The sequence below is a fragment of the Flavobacterium algoritolerans genome (assembly GCF_030010385.1).
GTDB lineage: Bacteria > Bacteroidota > Bacteroidia > Flavobacteriales > Flavobacteriaceae > Flavobacterium > Flavobacterium algoritolerans.
The window spans coordinates 946,200-961,694 of the sequence record NZ_JASCRZ010000001.1 but is presented as its reverse complement, the minus strand read 5'-3'; the positions used below and the strand labels follow the sequence as shown (position 1 = coordinate 961,694).

The window sequence follows — 15,495 nt, the reverse complement described above, 5'->3', positions numbered from 1 at the left end:
AAATAGTAATTATTGGTACTGAATGTAAATTGGTTTCGGAGTAAATTTAACTAACTCTTCCGGGCTGTACATTTTCCAATCTTTTTTGTTGTCATTTTTATAGAACAATTTAAAACCAGTAAACTGTACGGGCTCTCTATAAATATAACTCAAGTAAGTAGATTTTTTTAGTATTTTACTACCAAAACCATCCATATCCATTACAATTTGAACTTCAGGAACGGTTTTAATCGCTTTATAATTTTTAACCATTCCTTGGGTAAAGCGGTGTATTACGAGTACTTTTGGAGTCAACTTATTTTTGCGCACAATGTTTGCCAAAATATCAATTGCATCATTAATATCTTCAGCATTAAAATACCCGATTTTAGAACCTGGACGCTCTCCGTTTTTCATCGAAAATTCAGGATCAATTCCTAGATGAACATTTGGCAAAGCAAGATATTGTTCCAGTTGTTCCACTTCGGCCTTAACGGTACTGTGTCCTACTTGTACATCTAAAAAAACCAAAGCATTGATTGGTTTAGCCCAACTTATAATAGTGTCTATCTGTTTAAACGGCATTCGCATGCGGTGCATATTATTTTTCCCCGGAGCACCTTGGGCGGTAACAGCAATGTAATGCAAAGCAGGAATTGCTTTGACGGTAGAGTCCGCTGCTTGCCATTTAGCTACTTCTCCTTGTAGTTTTGCCAACATTTCTTTTCGCGGAAGCTCTCCTAATATTCCCATTCTTGTAGAATATAAATTTCCGTAATACGCAATAATTCTATTGTACGGTAATAATGCGCCAGGCAAAGGATAGGGCGCTTTTACAGGCCATCTGCCGGTAGTGTCATTATTACTTAATGCCACCATTCTTTTGTTGAAGTCAACAGTATCAATGGCAAGGGTTGTTGTTGTTGTATTCGTTTTTACGGTATCTGATTTTTCTGTACTGTTTGCAGCATCAGCCGCTTTTCCCTTTTCACAGGAAATGGTTAAAAGCAGTAATGGAAGTGCAATTAATGCAATAGCTGATTTTTTCATAAATTAATTCTATTTATTTTCAATGTAAAGATAAAGTATTTTAGAAGTGTGATATCAATTATAATAGTGTTTCAAGGGGCTATTTTTTATATAATTTACGGATTTTAATTTATCAGACTTGAATTTTAATCTTCTTCCCGTTTAATATTAAAACGGAATGTACTTCGGTTAATTGTTTCGCTTTTAATTTTTATAAAAAGACAATTTGCCTTTATCAGAATTTCAGAATAGCTTTTGGGAAATACAAAGAAAAGGCTAACTTTATAAAAGTTTTCACTCATCTAAATACCAAACAATTGTTCAAAAATTTCCTTTCTTTTCTTCTTTTTTTATGCAGTGCCACTGCTATTTTTGGACAAATAAAAAAAGATACTATTGCACTTTCAGAAATCACTTTGAAAGGTTCGCCTATCAAGAATGTGCTTCAAAATGTTGCTTCCTCCGTTTCAGTGATTACTACAGCTGACATTAATAAAAGTGACGGAATTATATTGACTCCAATTTTAAACAAAATCCCTGGCGTTACGATGCAACAAGGCGCTTTCAATACCAACAGGATTACTATTCGTGGTATTGGCGCGCGATCTCAATACGGAACCAATAAAATAAAAGCCTATTTTGATGGGATTCCATTGAGTTCCGGTGAAGGCGAAACTACTATTGATGATATTGATTTGGCTTCAATCGAAAAAATAGAAATTATAAAAGGACCAAATTCCACCAGTTTTGGTTCCGGTTTGGGTGGAGTGATTCAGCTGTTTTCAAGAGAGACTCCTTTGCTGGAATCATTTGGAAAATCTACGGTCACTTTTGGAAGTTTTGGGTTGTTGCAAAACCGACTTTCGGCTGGATACAGCGATTCCAAAACAAATGTATTCACAAGTTATACTAATTTACAAAGTGACGGATTTAGAGTCAATAGTTCCTACAACAGAAAATCATTTAATCTCCACGGCAAACAAAAAATGGGTTCCAAGGGCAGTTTGTCATTTTTGGGAACATTCACTCGATTGAAAGCTTTTATTCCGAGTTCTATCAATGAAACGGATTTAAAAAACAATCCTGAAAAAGCAGCTGCTACTTGGGCTGCGGCACAAGGTTTTGAGTCGTATGATAAATTCATGCTCGGATTAGGGTACGACCATCAATTTTCTGAAAAATGGTCCATGCAAACTAGTGTTTTTTCTAATTTTAAAGACGCTTATGAGCCCAGACCTTTTGATATTTTGGATGAAAAAACAAGTGCTGCAGGTTTTCGTTCCAATGTGAATTATAAAGACCGATTGTTTTCTTTGCCGTTTGAACTGAGTTTGGGAACCGAATTATTAACGGAAAAGTATGCGTATTCGCTTTTTGAAAATTTATATCAATCGCAACCGGGACAAGGAAGTATAAAAGGCGACGAGTTCAGCGCTATCAAACAAAATCGGAATTACACCAACTACTTTTTACAAATGGAACTTTGGATTTCAGAAAAGCTACATATGGAAACCGGAGTGGCATTAAACACAACCAAATATTCGTTAGAAGATGTTTTCGAAAATAATTCTGGCGATAAAAAGATGCCGTTTACATTTGGAAATGTTTGGTCGCCAAGAGTTGGTTTCTCGTATAAAATAAGCAATGGAAAAAACATATTTACATCCGTCAGCAAAGGATTTTCGGTTCCATCAGTTGCAGAAACATTGACTCCCGAAGGTCAAATAAACACCGATTTAAAACCAGAAATCGGTTGGAATTATGAATTGGGCTTCAAAGGGAATTGGCTTAAAAATAAAATATACACCGAAGTAACTTTTTATACCACACAAATTAAAAATTTATTAGTGGCACGACGCACTGCCGATGATCAATTTGTAGGGATTAATGCAGGCAGCAGTTCGCATACGGGATTGGAATTCTTGGTTAATTATAAAATTATAGAACAGACCCAACTTCAAATCACCCCTTATTTTTCAGGTGCGGTGAATAATTTTAAATTCAAAGAATTCTTGGATGGTGATGCTGATTATTCGGGAAACCAACTTACGGGCGTTCCCGAAAAGCAATTTAATTTTGGAGTGGATTTAAACACAAAAAACGGATTTAGTGTAAACACGTCTTTCCGAACGATGGGTAAAATTCCGTTAAATGATTCCAATACAAAATACAGTGAGCGGTATTCGTTGCTCGATATTAAAACGGCGTATGTTTTTACGATTCTTAAAATCCTAAAAATAGAGCTGAATGCCGGAGTCAATAACGCATTGGACACTAAATATGCGGCTAATATTTTGCCTAACGCAGTTGGTTTTGGCACTGCTGCACCACGTTATTTTTACCCCGGAAATCCCGTAAATTTTTATGGTGGTTTTTCGGTATCGTATGTTTTTTAGATAGAAATCCTAAGCCTGAATTTTATTTTTTAATGGCTGCTACTTCTTTCTCAGTAACGATTTTGGTTTGTTTATTGCTCCAAGAAGTCATGATGTAATTCATCACATCAGCAACTTCCTGATCCGTAAGTCCCATGGCTGGCATGCTACTATTGTACTTGATTTTATTGACAACAATTTCGCCACTTTGTCCATATTTCACGGCAGCAATACTTTGATTTCTTTTGGTTTTCAACCAGTCAGAACCATCAAGAGGAGGGAAGTTTTTAGTGTCTCCTTTGCCATTTGCACCATGACATTGCATGCAAAAATCAGCATAGATTTCTTTTCCGGGTGACTGAAATTTTGAAACAACAGCGGTTTCTTTATTCAATTCAATATAGTTGTCTTGGGAAAATGGGTTTTCAAAAGAGAAGCTTCCCAATATAAACACTCCAAATCCTAAAAATAATTTCGTTGTCAACATAATTTAATTCGGTATAATTTTGAGTATTCCTTTTCCTTCAACGCCCATATAAATATAGCCATCCGGGCCTTGCACCACATTACGCACACGACCAATATCGGTAGTAATTTTTTGTCTGCCTATAACTTCATTGCCTTTCAATTTTAGCAATTCAAGATATTGGAATTTTAAAGAACCAACCAACAAATGTCCTTTCCAGTCTGGATATTTATCACCGGTCACAAAAGTCATTCCGCTTGGAGCGATAGAAGGCAGCCAATAATAAATAGGTTTTTCAATACCTGGTTTTTCGTTTTCTTTACTGATGGTTGTTCCGTCATAATCGATGCCATAAGTAACAATAGGCCATCCGTAATTGACTCCTTTTTTTATGATGTTGATTTCATCGCCACCTTGAGGACCGTGTTCATGTGCCCAAATTGCTCCTGTTACGGGGTTTTTTGCCATTCCTTGCGGATTGCGATTCCCGTAGGTGTAAATCGCTTCTTTGGCTCCGGTCTGACCGACAAACGGATTGTCTTTAGGAATGCTTCCGTCGTCATTTAAACGGTATATTTTTCCACCATCGCGTTTAATGTCTTGCGGATTTACAAAATGATCGCCACGCTCACCAACAGAGAAATACAAATAACCATCGTTGTCAAAAACAATTCGGGATCCAAAATGCTGTCCTTTTGTAGTGTTGGGAGTGGCTTTGTAAAGCGATTCGATTTGTGTCAGACTTCCGTCCAATAATTTTGCTCGAATAAGTTTAGTGTTCCCGCCGGTACCTTCACCTTCATCGGAAGCATAAGTCATATAAATCCAACCATTTTTAGCATAATCAGGATGTAAAACGATATCTAACAATCCGCCTTGTCCACGAGAATATACTTTTGGAACATTTTTGATTTCGGTTTTTATACCGTTTTTGATATGATACAGAATACCACTTTTTTCAGTAACTAACATTGTTCCGTCTGGCAACCAAGTCATTCCCCACGGAATTGCAATATCAGAAGCTACGATTTCAATGGTATAATTTTTTACCTCGTCTTTTATAGAAATATCATTTGGCTTTACTTGTGCTTCGCAACTGAAAGAGAGAAATGAAAGAATCGAGAGGGAGACTATTATTATTTTTTTCATGAGTATAATTTTTAATCTTTTAAAGAAAGAAATCTTTTTTAAAGGTAGTAAAAGCGGATTTAAAAAGACAAATAAGTCTTTAATTTTGCGTAGAATTAACAAAACAAACCGATTGGATCTCTTTTTTATCGTCAGAATTCAAATTCAAATTTGGAATTGGACATAAAAAAACCACCTAAATAGCTAGGTGGTTTAAATATAATTTGTTTATTTCTTGACGCTGTATTTTGCAGTTCTGGCATCTTTGATTACCCCTTTCCAGTTTAATCCAAAACCAAAATCATACACATTTCCAGTAGCATCTTTATAGGGTGTCATGTCGTGAGGAACGTCTTCCATTTGTTTTTCAACAGTAGTCATATTCAACGGCATTTGTAAAGGCAACAATCCGGAAGGTTCTGTTTTACCCGAAACAATATCTAATAAAGCTTCTACTTGTACGCCAAATTCTCCCACGATTGCATCAACCTCTTTTTCAAATTCTCCAAAAACCATCGGATTAGAAATATTCACAGATACCAATACCGGTTTTCCATTCATCGCTTTCTTCGTTTCCAGAATGGTGTTTAAATCTGGGTACGAATTTGATTTTGACGTTTTATTCAAATACGAACGGTTGGTAATCGTTGGGTCAATTACAGGGTCTCCGGCAGCAATACTTTGTGCTCTGGCATCAACTGCGGTATAGTCTTTTAATTGCAAACTAATGGGCACATATCCATTTCCACCAGCTTCTCTATCGGCTCTGCTGTATCCGCCACTTATCGGGCTTTTGATAAATACGATAGCAAAATCCGCTTTATTTGGGTCATCGGTTACCGTATAATATTTTTTAATCAATTCTAGATTAACCGGATATTCAATTTTTTCAGGAGAAGGCTGACCAAAAAAGTTGATTCCCGCCGGAGTAACTCTTTTTGGGATATAAACTGTCTTCCCTTTTGCAATTGGCAACGTTTTATTTTGGTTTTTAATCATCACAACCGACTTCAATTGCGCGTCATAACCTGCTTTCATAAAATCAGGTTTTCCCACAATAGCTTTGGTCTCATTAGGATCTAAATAGGAGTTTTCGAACAATCCCACTCTGAAAATATTCAAAAGCAAACGAACTGCTGATTGCTCAAAACGCTTGCGCATAAATGATTCTCCGTGCTCTTTTATACCCATTTGGTATGCTTCCAGCACTGGATTGATATCATTATTTCCGCCAAATTGATCCACACCCGCCATTAGGACTTTATAATGTCTTTCGGCAACACTTAATTTTTCAACACCCCAAGATTTCCCTGAAAAGATATCTGGCTTAGCGCCTTCATCTGCTGTAATTAACCAATCGGTGCAAACCACTCCATCATACCCGTATTTGTCTCTTAACAAATCTGTAATAATGTATTTACTGAATCCGTTACCCACATTTTCACCGTATTTTTTATCCTGATCATACGAAATAGTGTAATACGGCATCACTGCTGAGGCTTTTTTGGTAGCTCCTTTTAACTGAAAAGCACCATCTGTAAAGGGTTTTAAATGGGTTTCGAAATTATTTCCCGGATATACTGCAAATTTTCCATAAGCAAAATGTCCATCACGACCTCCTTCTTCCGGACCACCACTTGGCCAGTGTTTGATCATCGCGTTGACACTTTGATTTCCCCATCCTTCATATGCATTAATCGATTTTGGTGACGTTTGAAATCCGTCTACATAAGCTCTTGCCATATCAGTCGCGAGTTTCGGGTCTTCGCCAAAAGTACCCACAAAACGATTCCATCTTGGTTCTGTTGCCAAATCAATCTGTGGTGATAGCGCTGTGGTGATTCCCATGGCTCTGTATTCTTTTGCAGCAATTGCACCAAATTGTTCCGTGATAGCGGCATCAAAAGTAGCAGCTAATCCTAGTTCTTCAGGCCATTGTGATATAGCTCCACCGGAACCTGCATTGTATTCGGCATCTTTATTAGCTCCATTTCTTGGGTCAGAACTGTTGTTAGACGGAATTCCCATTCCAATACCTTCCACTAATGCTTGTATATTATTATTCCATGTTGCTGCAACTATTGGACTTTCAACAGATGTCATTAGTACATGGCGTAAATTGTCTTTGGTTAAAAATGCAATTTGTTGATCAGACAAATCAGATGACTTTGCACCGCTTTTAGAAAATGGTTTTTCATTATAGGTTCCAGTAAACATTCCTGCTTCCTGAGCTGGAATAGCTTGATGCCTGCTGTATAACATTAATCCGGCCATTTGTTCTACCGTCATTTTAGAGGCTAGATCTTTGGCACGTTCCGCTACCGGTTTTCTCCAATCTTCATAAATATCTAACTTCCCATTTTTGTTGAGGTCTTTAAAAGCCAAGCCGCCTGCTTGTATGATTTTAATTCCTGATTTTGGAGAATATCCTAATGTTTGTCCTCCTTGGTTTTGAACAATGTTATGGGAGTTTTTAGGTGTTTCTGTCCATTTTTTTTGGGCATACGTTTGCGTTCCAACAAGTAAAAGTAACGCAGGTAATACAATTCTTTTTTTCATATCTTGGTTCTTGTTTTTGGTAATTAAATAGCTAAATTATAGTGGTTTATATTTTGTAATCTTGTTTTAAAAGGCAAAATTGTAATTGACACCCTTTTCTGTTTCCGTTAAATTTACGAAAACGATTTCAAATATAATAAATAATGTGTCACATCAACACAATGATATAAAAAAACATTGTTAAAATACAGCTATAACTAACTCAAAATATAGGTTTTACGATGGTTGTAATAAGTAAAAGGCATTTTGATTATGAGACAAAAACAAAAAAGACCATCAGTACCGATAGTCTTTTACGTATTATTTCATATAATTATGAATGCTTAATTCAACTCTTTTATTTTGATATTTCTTAAAGATACTCCATTTGCCCAATCCTGAAATGCAATTTTACCGCTAGTTGCTTTTCCAAAAGACGGAAATTTTCCCAAATTACTTTCTGCAACTAACTCCTTCCAACGACTGCTCTTCATGTCTTCCTGACCCGTTAAAACACCATTTAACCAAAATGTAATTTGGCCATTTTGTTGAAGGATTCGAGAAGTATTCCATTCACCAAATTTTTTTGACTGTACTTTATTTTTTAATGGAGACAAACTATAAATACAACCGGATAAGCGCTTTCCATCTTTCAAATTATGGCTTGAGGCATTTGCATTATCCAACAGTTGGTATTCAGGACCAGTTGTCCAGGCTGTTGGAAACTCGGCTGCTTCCTGAACATTGATGAATACACCGCTATTTCCTCCTTTGGTGATTTTCCATTCAAAAGTAAAATCATAATTATCATACGTTTTATCCGAAACGAGGTCGCCGCGTTGGACGTTTTGGGTATTGGGATCACAAATTAACTCCCCATCAATAACCGCCCAAGCGGACTTAATATTTTCCTGATTATAAATGTGCCAACCCGCTGTAGTTGTTCCGTCAAAAAGCAATGACCAACCTTCTTGCTTCTGTTCGTCAGTTAATGTATTGTGACTCTCTGTTTTTTGAGCATAAGACAGTAAACTTATTGAGGACACTAAAATAATGCACCATTTGGAAAAGTGGTTTTGTTTCATAGAAATAGTAAATTTTGATAAAAAAAATGCAATAGCTATTTCAAATATAACAAATAATGTCTCGCTGAAACACAATGCTTTAGTAAAACAATAATTTAGGTATTGCTTGTTACGGATTTGATTTAGAAGAACAAAAACTCTAATGTGGTCCGTTTTTGAAAATACTTTTGATTTACAGGTTATACCTAAGTCCTAAAGTCCAATTGAATTTGCCATCAGATATTGTCTTATTCACAAATCCTCTGGCAGCAATATTTTTATTTATTTTATACGTAATCGTTTCCGAAACACCATACGTATTATCTAAATCCAAACCGTATAATTGAGATACAAAACTAAAATTGCCTTTGTTTACAGTAGTGTTAAAAGCTAAAAAATTAGCCTCAAAATCATTGTTCTTCCCATTGCCATGCAAATAGAACGTGCCTATCGAAACTCTTTTGGACAATTCATAACTCGTGATTAATTCTTGGGCAAAGAATGTATCCACAAGATAATCTTCACTAATTTGCAATGCAGGTAAATGAACTCCTATGTTTACTTTTAATTTTTTGTCAATTATTTTATATCGGGAGATAAAAACGACGCTTCTGGGAATTAGATTGCTTAATCGTATCGTGGTTAATAGGTGAAACGAAAGCTTTTTGTTTTCATTTGTTCCAGCATTAATTATTAAATGCGGATCTTCAGAAGTAAAAGCAGGAATAAAAGAGAATCCCCCAGTACTCGCCTCAAAACTGGCAGATTGAGCATGAGCAAAGGTGCAAAAAAGAGTGGCAATAATTACAAGTAAAGTTTTATTCATAAAATGGAATTATTGTGGTTTTTCTTTAAAATAGATTGCAAACATATGAACAATGCGTCAATTATACGCAATGAATTCATAAAAAGCACAAAAAATTCTTTGAAACATATATTTTTAAGCAAAACTGAGTCTATTTGGATTGCGCATTCAATGATACAGGTAGTAACAATAAAGACGTAAGAAGAAGAATTTTTGATTTAATGATGGTTTATTTATCAGTCTAATAGCGTTTTGTAGTTTCCAAATGTAAAAAACAATTGTGTTATTTAAATACATTGAAAAAATATTTTTTTGGGCCATCAATATGATGCAAAAACGAAATTAATTATTGCCTTTTAAGGTTCAAATTGTGTTGAGTATTTATGTTTTTTTGTTTAACTTTGTGTCGTTATGTTTAAACAAAATAATCGTTTTTTAAAATTTGTGAGTCGGCTTTTGTTTTGAGTAAAATTTGGGAATCAAAGAATACTTTTGAACGAATAAATATTTCGAATTCATCTTTAAAAAATTATACATGAAACTAGTCGGTATTAATTAATTACTCAGGTTAATTAATTATCTTAAAATAAAAGAAAAAGTAAATGGAAAATAAAAAACCAGATAATGTTGTATACACAGTCGAAGCAGGATATAATGCCAATGTTCTGCCTTACGCAACTGGAGTTGGAGCACCGGTGATTAGAGTTGATGACGTGGTTTCCTGGAAAAGCAGAGGAATTGATAATGTGAATAAAGAGCTAGGCAATAAATTTAATGAACTGAAACTGCAATATGAAAAACTGATGCAGGAATACGAATGGAACGAATTAGTATACAGTGCTAAATTTTCATTTGAACCCGTTATTGGGGAAATCTATCATTTGTATAGAGATGCTGAAGGTGTAAATTTTCTTTCATTAATAGGTCCTAATGAATGGAACAAGGAACATATTGGCACCTTTAAACTCAATAGTGACAAAAAATGGATTCTCTTGAATGCACAAGATTCACATTTTTATTAAAATAAAATAACCGAGAATGTAGTTTTCAATTTAATCAAAAATTGTACAAAAATTTTCTGCTATTCATGTTTGCGATTGTAAAGATTTTTAATCGTTCTTTTAATTCGTATTTTTATCGGATATTAACAAAACGAACTATGGAAGCAGTTTTAAGAAGACAAATTGAGAAAATTGTACCAGTAACAGATGATGAATTTCAATTGGTGCTCTCTCACTTTTCTGTTGGTAAGTATAAAAAACATCAATACATTGTTCAGCAGGAAAATCCTGTTCCGTATGTTCATTTTGTTGTAAAAGGGCTGTTGAAATCTTTTTATATAGACAAATCGGGTAAGAGCCATATTTTGCAATTTGCCATGGAAGATTGGTGGATAACGGATAATCAGGGTTTTTATAATAACCAGAATGCCACACTCAATATTGACTGCTTAGAAGACGCGCAAACCTATTACATTACCCTTGATAACAGAGAAAAGCTGTGTGCCGAGTTGCAGAAAATAGAATTCTTCTTTTTGCAAAAAATGACCGCTGGTAATATTGCGCTTCAAAACCGAATTCTATCATTAATGAGCAAGAATTCAGAGGAACGATACACGCAATTTATCCAGTTATATCCAGATTTGATTCACCGCATTCCTAAAACTTTGATAGCATCTTATCTTGGTATTTCAAGAGAAACATTGAGTCGTTTGTCACATTGATGTGATATAGGTCACAAATTTTCTGTGAGGTATGTCCTTTATAATCCATAGAATGTTTTCGAATTTTGTACTTCGTAAAATTTTAAAATAGAATTATGGAAAATATAGCGTTAGTAGTTGGAGCTACCGGAATAACGGGTAGCAATCTCGCAGAAAAACTTATTGCTAAAGGCTGGACGACTTTCGGTTTAGCCAGAAACCCAAGAAAAGACATAGAAAATCTTCAGCCAGTTGCTGCAGATCTTTTGGATTTGGAGAATTTAAAAATAGCTTTAAAAGATATTTCTCCCACACACATTTACATTACAAGTTGGATGCGTCAGGGCTCTGAAGCCGAAAACATACGCGTGAACAGCTTAATGGTCAGAAACCTTCTCGAAGCATTATCGCCTAAAAATTTAGTGCAACACGTAGCGCTTGTTACAGGACTGAAACATTATCTTGGGCCGTTTGAGGCTTACGCCAAAGAAGGGTTTTTGCCTGAAACTCCACTTAGGGAAGAGCAACCGCGTCTTGAAATAGAGAATTTTTATTATGCTCAAGAAGATGAAGTGTATGCCGCTGCAGCGCGAGATGGTTTTACATGGAGCATCCACCGCCCGCATACGGTTATAGGAAAAGCGGTAGGCAACTTAATGAATCTGGGAACTACGCTCGCGGTGTATGCCAGTATTTGTAAAGAAACAGGAAAGCCATTTCAGTGGCCGGGTTCAGCAGCACAATGGGATGGACTTTCAGATGTTACGGATGCCAGAGTATTGGCAGAACATTTAATATGGGCTTCCACTACAGAAGCGGCTCGTAACGAAGCATTCAATGTAGTAAATGGAGATTTTTTTCGTTGGAAATGGCTTTGGAAAAAAATAGCTGCATCATTCGGGATTGAAGCAATAGGGTTTGTCGGCACAATTCATCCACTTGAAGAACAAATGGTAAATGAAGCTCCGGTTTGGAAAAACATTGCTGTTCAATATGCTCTTGAAGAGTCTGATTTAAATAAATTGGCTTCTGCGTGGCATACTGATCTTGACTTAGGGAGACCAATTGAAGTCATGACGGATATGTCTAAAAGTCGTAAACTCGGATTTCCTGTTTTTCAAAGAACGGAAGATTCCTTTTACGATTTGTTTGAACAGCTCCGTATTGACCGATTAATTCCGTAGTTGTCGAAACTAAAGTAGTGCGCATAAAAAAGGGTTTCAAGATTTATTTCTTGTAACCCTTTGTTAGTTGTGTTTTTCTTGTGTTGGCAACAGCCAACACCTTCAATATTTATACATCTATAGCATCATAAACCACTACTTTTTCCCATAAATGAGAACAGTTCTTTATAAAATCCTGATGAATAGGGTGGTCCTGATATATTTTTTGTCCGGCTTCATCATCAAAAAACATCAGCTCTGAAACATCCCAAGAGGTGTCTACAACTTCCCGTTTCTCGGTCGAAGCTAAAACGCCCACATGAATTTGACGAATCGTTGGAATTCCTGCTAAAGTTTTCAAACCAGTAATCAATTGTTGTCTATCAGCTTCTGATTGTGGGTTCTTTAACCAAAAAAAGACATGGTGTAACAATGATTTTTTCTTTGGACGCATTGCAAAGCCCATAATACCGGCAACTCCAAATAAAGCTGCGGAACCAATAAATCTTCTTCGTATCATCATTAATTTATTTTTTAATAGGTAAATATCGAAATTTTAAAAATATAAAAGAAAAATAACTCTTTTTATTTGTTTGAATAACCTTTTGGAATTGTATTCTATTTTTATAGTCTTATTTTATGGCAGGCATGCCCCCTTGATTGTTTTGATCTCCTTCTTTAAGGTCATCATTATTAACGCCTTTCTTTTTAGCTCCAGTAAAATTCATTGAACCAAAATTATAACTGAATGTAACTCCAAAAGAACGGATAGGAAATTTAAAAGTACTGCTTTGGCTGAAGCCTTGTCCACTTGAATTTTGTTTAAATTCCAAATCCTTTTTGAATGGTGACACTATGTTCAATCCAAAGGATGCTGTTTTTTTCCATAATTGCTTTTTGACTCCAAAAACCATTAAATTAAAAGCTGGACTGGTGCCTTGCAGTGTTTTCTTAGAAGAATTTTGGATTACAAACGCTTCCGCAGAAATATCGTTTTTAAATTGAAGTGTCCCACTCACGAACGCAGAATATTGTATGGATGTGCCATTTGTGGATTGTTCCAGATTGTATGCCCCGGATGGATCTGGTTTGTAGGTAAAGGCATTAAAGTTTCCACGCAAGGTTAATATCTTAAACGGATTTACAGAACCGAAAAAACTCATTCCAAACGATTTATTGTTTCCAATGTTTTGATAATTAGTGATTGTTCCTGTCTCGTCTGATAAAGGTGTGGCAATACCTTCGATTAAGTCTGATGTATATCTATAATAGGCCGAAATATTCAGCGTACGCTTTTGCGAAAATGTGGAATATCCAAATTCTACAGTTTGTGAAACTTCAGGATCAAGGGTTGGATTTCCTTGTGTTTGTGCTTGAATATTTGATTTATTAATAAATGGGTTGAGGTAGGTAAAGCTTGGTCTTGAAATACGTTTGCTGTACGTCAATTTTAAAGAAGACGATGCTGACAATGCTTTCTGTACGGTAAAACTTGGAATAAATGTCCCGTAGTTAATTTTGAATGGACTTAAATCGGTTTGCAGCGCATTTGTAGGATCACCTTTGATGGCTGTGTTTTCAAAACGCGCACCTGCCATTACAGTAAAACCTTTGGGTAAAGTAACCGTTCCTACTGTATAAAGCGACGCAACATCCTGATCGTAATTGTATAAATTAGAACTGATTGGGTCAAAAACAAATGCATTTTGTGCATCAGGAACGTAATTTTGAAAATCACTAGAAATCTTTCTGATGATTGTTTTACCTCCGGCTTCCAGTTTAAATTTTTCAGTTACCGGCAAGGTGTAATCCAATTGAAGCGTGTATTCATCATTATTTCCGTCATTATTTGCTTTTTGATTGGTATAAAAACCAGAGTAGATATTTTGGTAATTGGTTTCCACTATATTGTGACTCCATTGTGATGAAAAGGTAAGTTCATGTCCCTCTTTTGCAAATTTATGGGCATAATTCAGGCTCCAGTCGAATCCTCCAAAAGAATTTTTCGCGCTGCTTTGTCTGGTATAAGCAGTACTATTTGAAGGATTCATATAATCAGTAAACTGATTTTCATTGGTACCTGTTCGTTCAAATCCTCCTTCATTATATCTAAAGGTTGTGCTTAAACTGTTGAAAGCATTAAAATCATATCCTGCCGTTACAGATGCTACTACGCCGCTACGTTGCACTTCATTAGTACCTTTGGTCGTTTGTAAACTGTTGGCAGTACTATTGTTCAAAATTTGATTCGATTCGGAATCGGATTCTTGAGGCCAACCATTGTTGAATCCAACATTCGCCGAAAGGCTGAAACGGTTTTTGTTATAATTAATATTGGCATTAAGGTTATTTTGTCTCGTGCCAATACCGCCACTTACAGACCCACTCACTCCCGAAACACTTTTTTGTTTGGTGATAATGTTTATGATTCCGGCAGATCCTTCTGCATCATATTTTGCGGATGGCGAAGTAACCACTTCGATATTTTTGATTTGGTCAGCCGGTATTGTTTTCAACACATCCGCAAGGTTGGCAGAAGTTGCTCCCGATGGTTTTCCGTTGATAAGCACACGTACATTTGCATCTCCACGAATGGATACATTGCCGTCAATATCCACATTTACCATAGGAACTTTTTGCAAAACATCTGTAGCATTACCGCCACCTGCCGTCAAATCTTTTTCTACGTTGTAAACAATTTTATCAATCTTGTTTGTTACTTGTTGCGTTTTTCCAACCACAACAACTTCTTTCAACGTGTTTGTTTCCGGACTTAGAATTACTTTCCCAATCTCAAGATCCAGTTTTGCATCTGTTGTAATTACGGATTTAATAGTTTTGTCATTGTAGCCAATAAACGAAATGGTGACAGTATAGGTTCCAGCTTCAACTTCACTCAATTTGAAATTTCCGGTAGCATCGGTCAAAACGCCTGTTACTGGTTTCGTTGAGTTAATTTTGAAAAGGCTTACCGAAGCATAATCTACCGGTGCCTGAGTTATCGAATCGATTACGGTACCAGAAATTTTTCCTTTTAAACTGTTCGTTCCAGTAAAATTTTGGGATTTTACAGATAAAACAGCAAAAAGCATTACGGTAATAAGGATGATTTTTTTCATTTCAAGATATTTTAAGTTCCAAATCCATTAGAATTATTTCAATAAATTCGTTTGGATTACGGTACAAAGCAACATCTTAAGAGGAACATATGCCAGCACATTCGACAGAGAGGCGGAGAACGTCGAC

General features: G+C 35.8%; 12 protein-coding genes. 4 read left to right on the top strand and 8 right to left on the bottom strand.

Annotation, left to right across the window (positions count from 1 at the left end; genetic code table 11):
- Positions 1-9 precede the first annotated feature (9 nt).
- Positions 10-1,029 carry a hypothetical protein gene (locus QLS65_RS04170; protein WP_282715396.1) on the bottom strand — a complete coding sequence of 340 codons (1,020 nt, stop codon included), beginning with the start codon at positions 1,027-1,029 and terminating at the stop codon, positions 10-12.
- Between the two features lie 296 nt (positions 1,030-1,325).
- Here QLS65_RS04170 and QLS65_RS04165 point away from each other — a divergent pair, with 296 nt between their 5' ends.
- Entirely contained in the window at positions 1,326-3,404 is a 2,079-nt protein-coding gene (locus QLS65_RS04165) for a TonB-dependent receptor family protein (protein ID WP_282711162.1), read from the top strand.
- A gap of 22 nt (positions 3,405-3,426) precedes the next feature.
- On the opposite strand, the gene QLS65_RS04160 is transcribed toward QLS65_RS04165, so the two are convergent.
- From QLS65_RS04160 to QLS65_RS04140, 5 genes are all read right to left on the bottom strand, one after another.
- The gene (locus QLS65_RS04160) at positions 3,427-3,870 is read right to left on the bottom strand and encodes a c-type cytochrome (RefSeq protein WP_282711160.1); all 444 of its coding nucleotides are present in this window, start codon (positions 3,868-3,870) and stop codon (positions 3,427-3,429) included.
- Positions 3,871-3,873: 3 nt separating this feature from the next.
- Positions 3,874-4,998, bottom strand: a complete 1,125-nt coding sequence (locus QLS65_RS04155; RefSeq protein ID WP_282715393.1) for a PQQ-dependent sugar dehydrogenase — start codon at positions 4,996-4,998, stop codon at positions 3,874-3,876.
- Between the two features lie 207 nt (positions 4,999-5,205).
- On the bottom strand, positions 5,206-7,536 hold the full coding sequence (locus QLS65_RS04150; protein ID WP_282715391.1) for a glycoside hydrolase family 3 protein: 2,331 nt from the start codon (positions 7,534-7,536) through the stop codon (positions 5,206-5,208).
- A gap of 323 nt (positions 7,537-7,859) precedes the next feature.
- Positions 7,860-8,600 (bottom strand): 3-keto-disaccharide hydrolase, encoded by a 741-nt coding sequence (locus QLS65_RS04145; protein ID WP_282711157.1) that lies wholly within the window; start codon positions 8,598-8,600, stop codon positions 7,860-7,862.
- A 172-nt stretch (positions 8,601-8,772) separates the two neighbouring features.
- On the bottom strand, positions 8,773-9,405 hold the full coding sequence (locus tag QLS65_RS04140) for a hypothetical protein (protein ID WP_282715389.1): 633 nt from the start codon (positions 9,403-9,405) through the stop codon (positions 8,773-8,775).
- 581 nt (positions 9,406-9,986) lie between these two features.
- Between QLS65_RS04140 and QLS65_RS04135 the strand changes: the two genes are divergently transcribed.
- The 3 genes from QLS65_RS04135 (at position 9,987) to QLS65_RS04125 (ending at position 12,270) form a co-directional block, all read left to right on the top strand.
- Positions 9,987-10,406, top strand: coding sequence for a DUF2452 domain-containing protein (locus QLS65_RS04135; protein WP_282711155.1), 420 nt, complete (start codon positions 9,987-9,989; stop codon positions 10,404-10,406).
- Positions 10,407-10,543: 137 nt separating this feature from the next.
- On the top strand, positions 10,544-11,107 hold the full coding sequence (locus QLS65_RS04130; protein ID WP_282715387.1) for a Crp/Fnr family transcriptional regulator: 564 nt from the start codon (positions 10,544-10,546) through the stop codon (positions 11,105-11,107).
- Between the two features lie 95 nt (positions 11,108-11,202).
- Positions 11,203-12,270, top strand: a complete 1,068-nt coding sequence (locus QLS65_RS04125) for an SDR family oxidoreductase (protein WP_282715385.1) — start codon at positions 11,203-11,205, stop codon at positions 12,268-12,270.
- Between the two features lie 109 nt (positions 12,271-12,379).
- On the opposite strand, the gene QLS65_RS04120 is transcribed toward QLS65_RS04125, so the two are convergent.
- Positions 12,380-12,772, bottom strand: a complete 393-nt coding sequence (locus QLS65_RS04120) for a Dabb family protein (protein ID WP_282715383.1) — start codon at positions 12,770-12,772, stop codon at positions 12,380-12,382.
- Positions 12,773-12,881: 109 nt separating this feature from the next.
- Entirely contained in the window at positions 12,882-15,368 is a 2,487-nt protein-coding gene (locus QLS65_RS04115; RefSeq protein ID WP_282715380.1) for a TonB-dependent receptor, read from the bottom strand.
- Positions 15,369-15,495 lie beyond the last annotated feature (127 nt).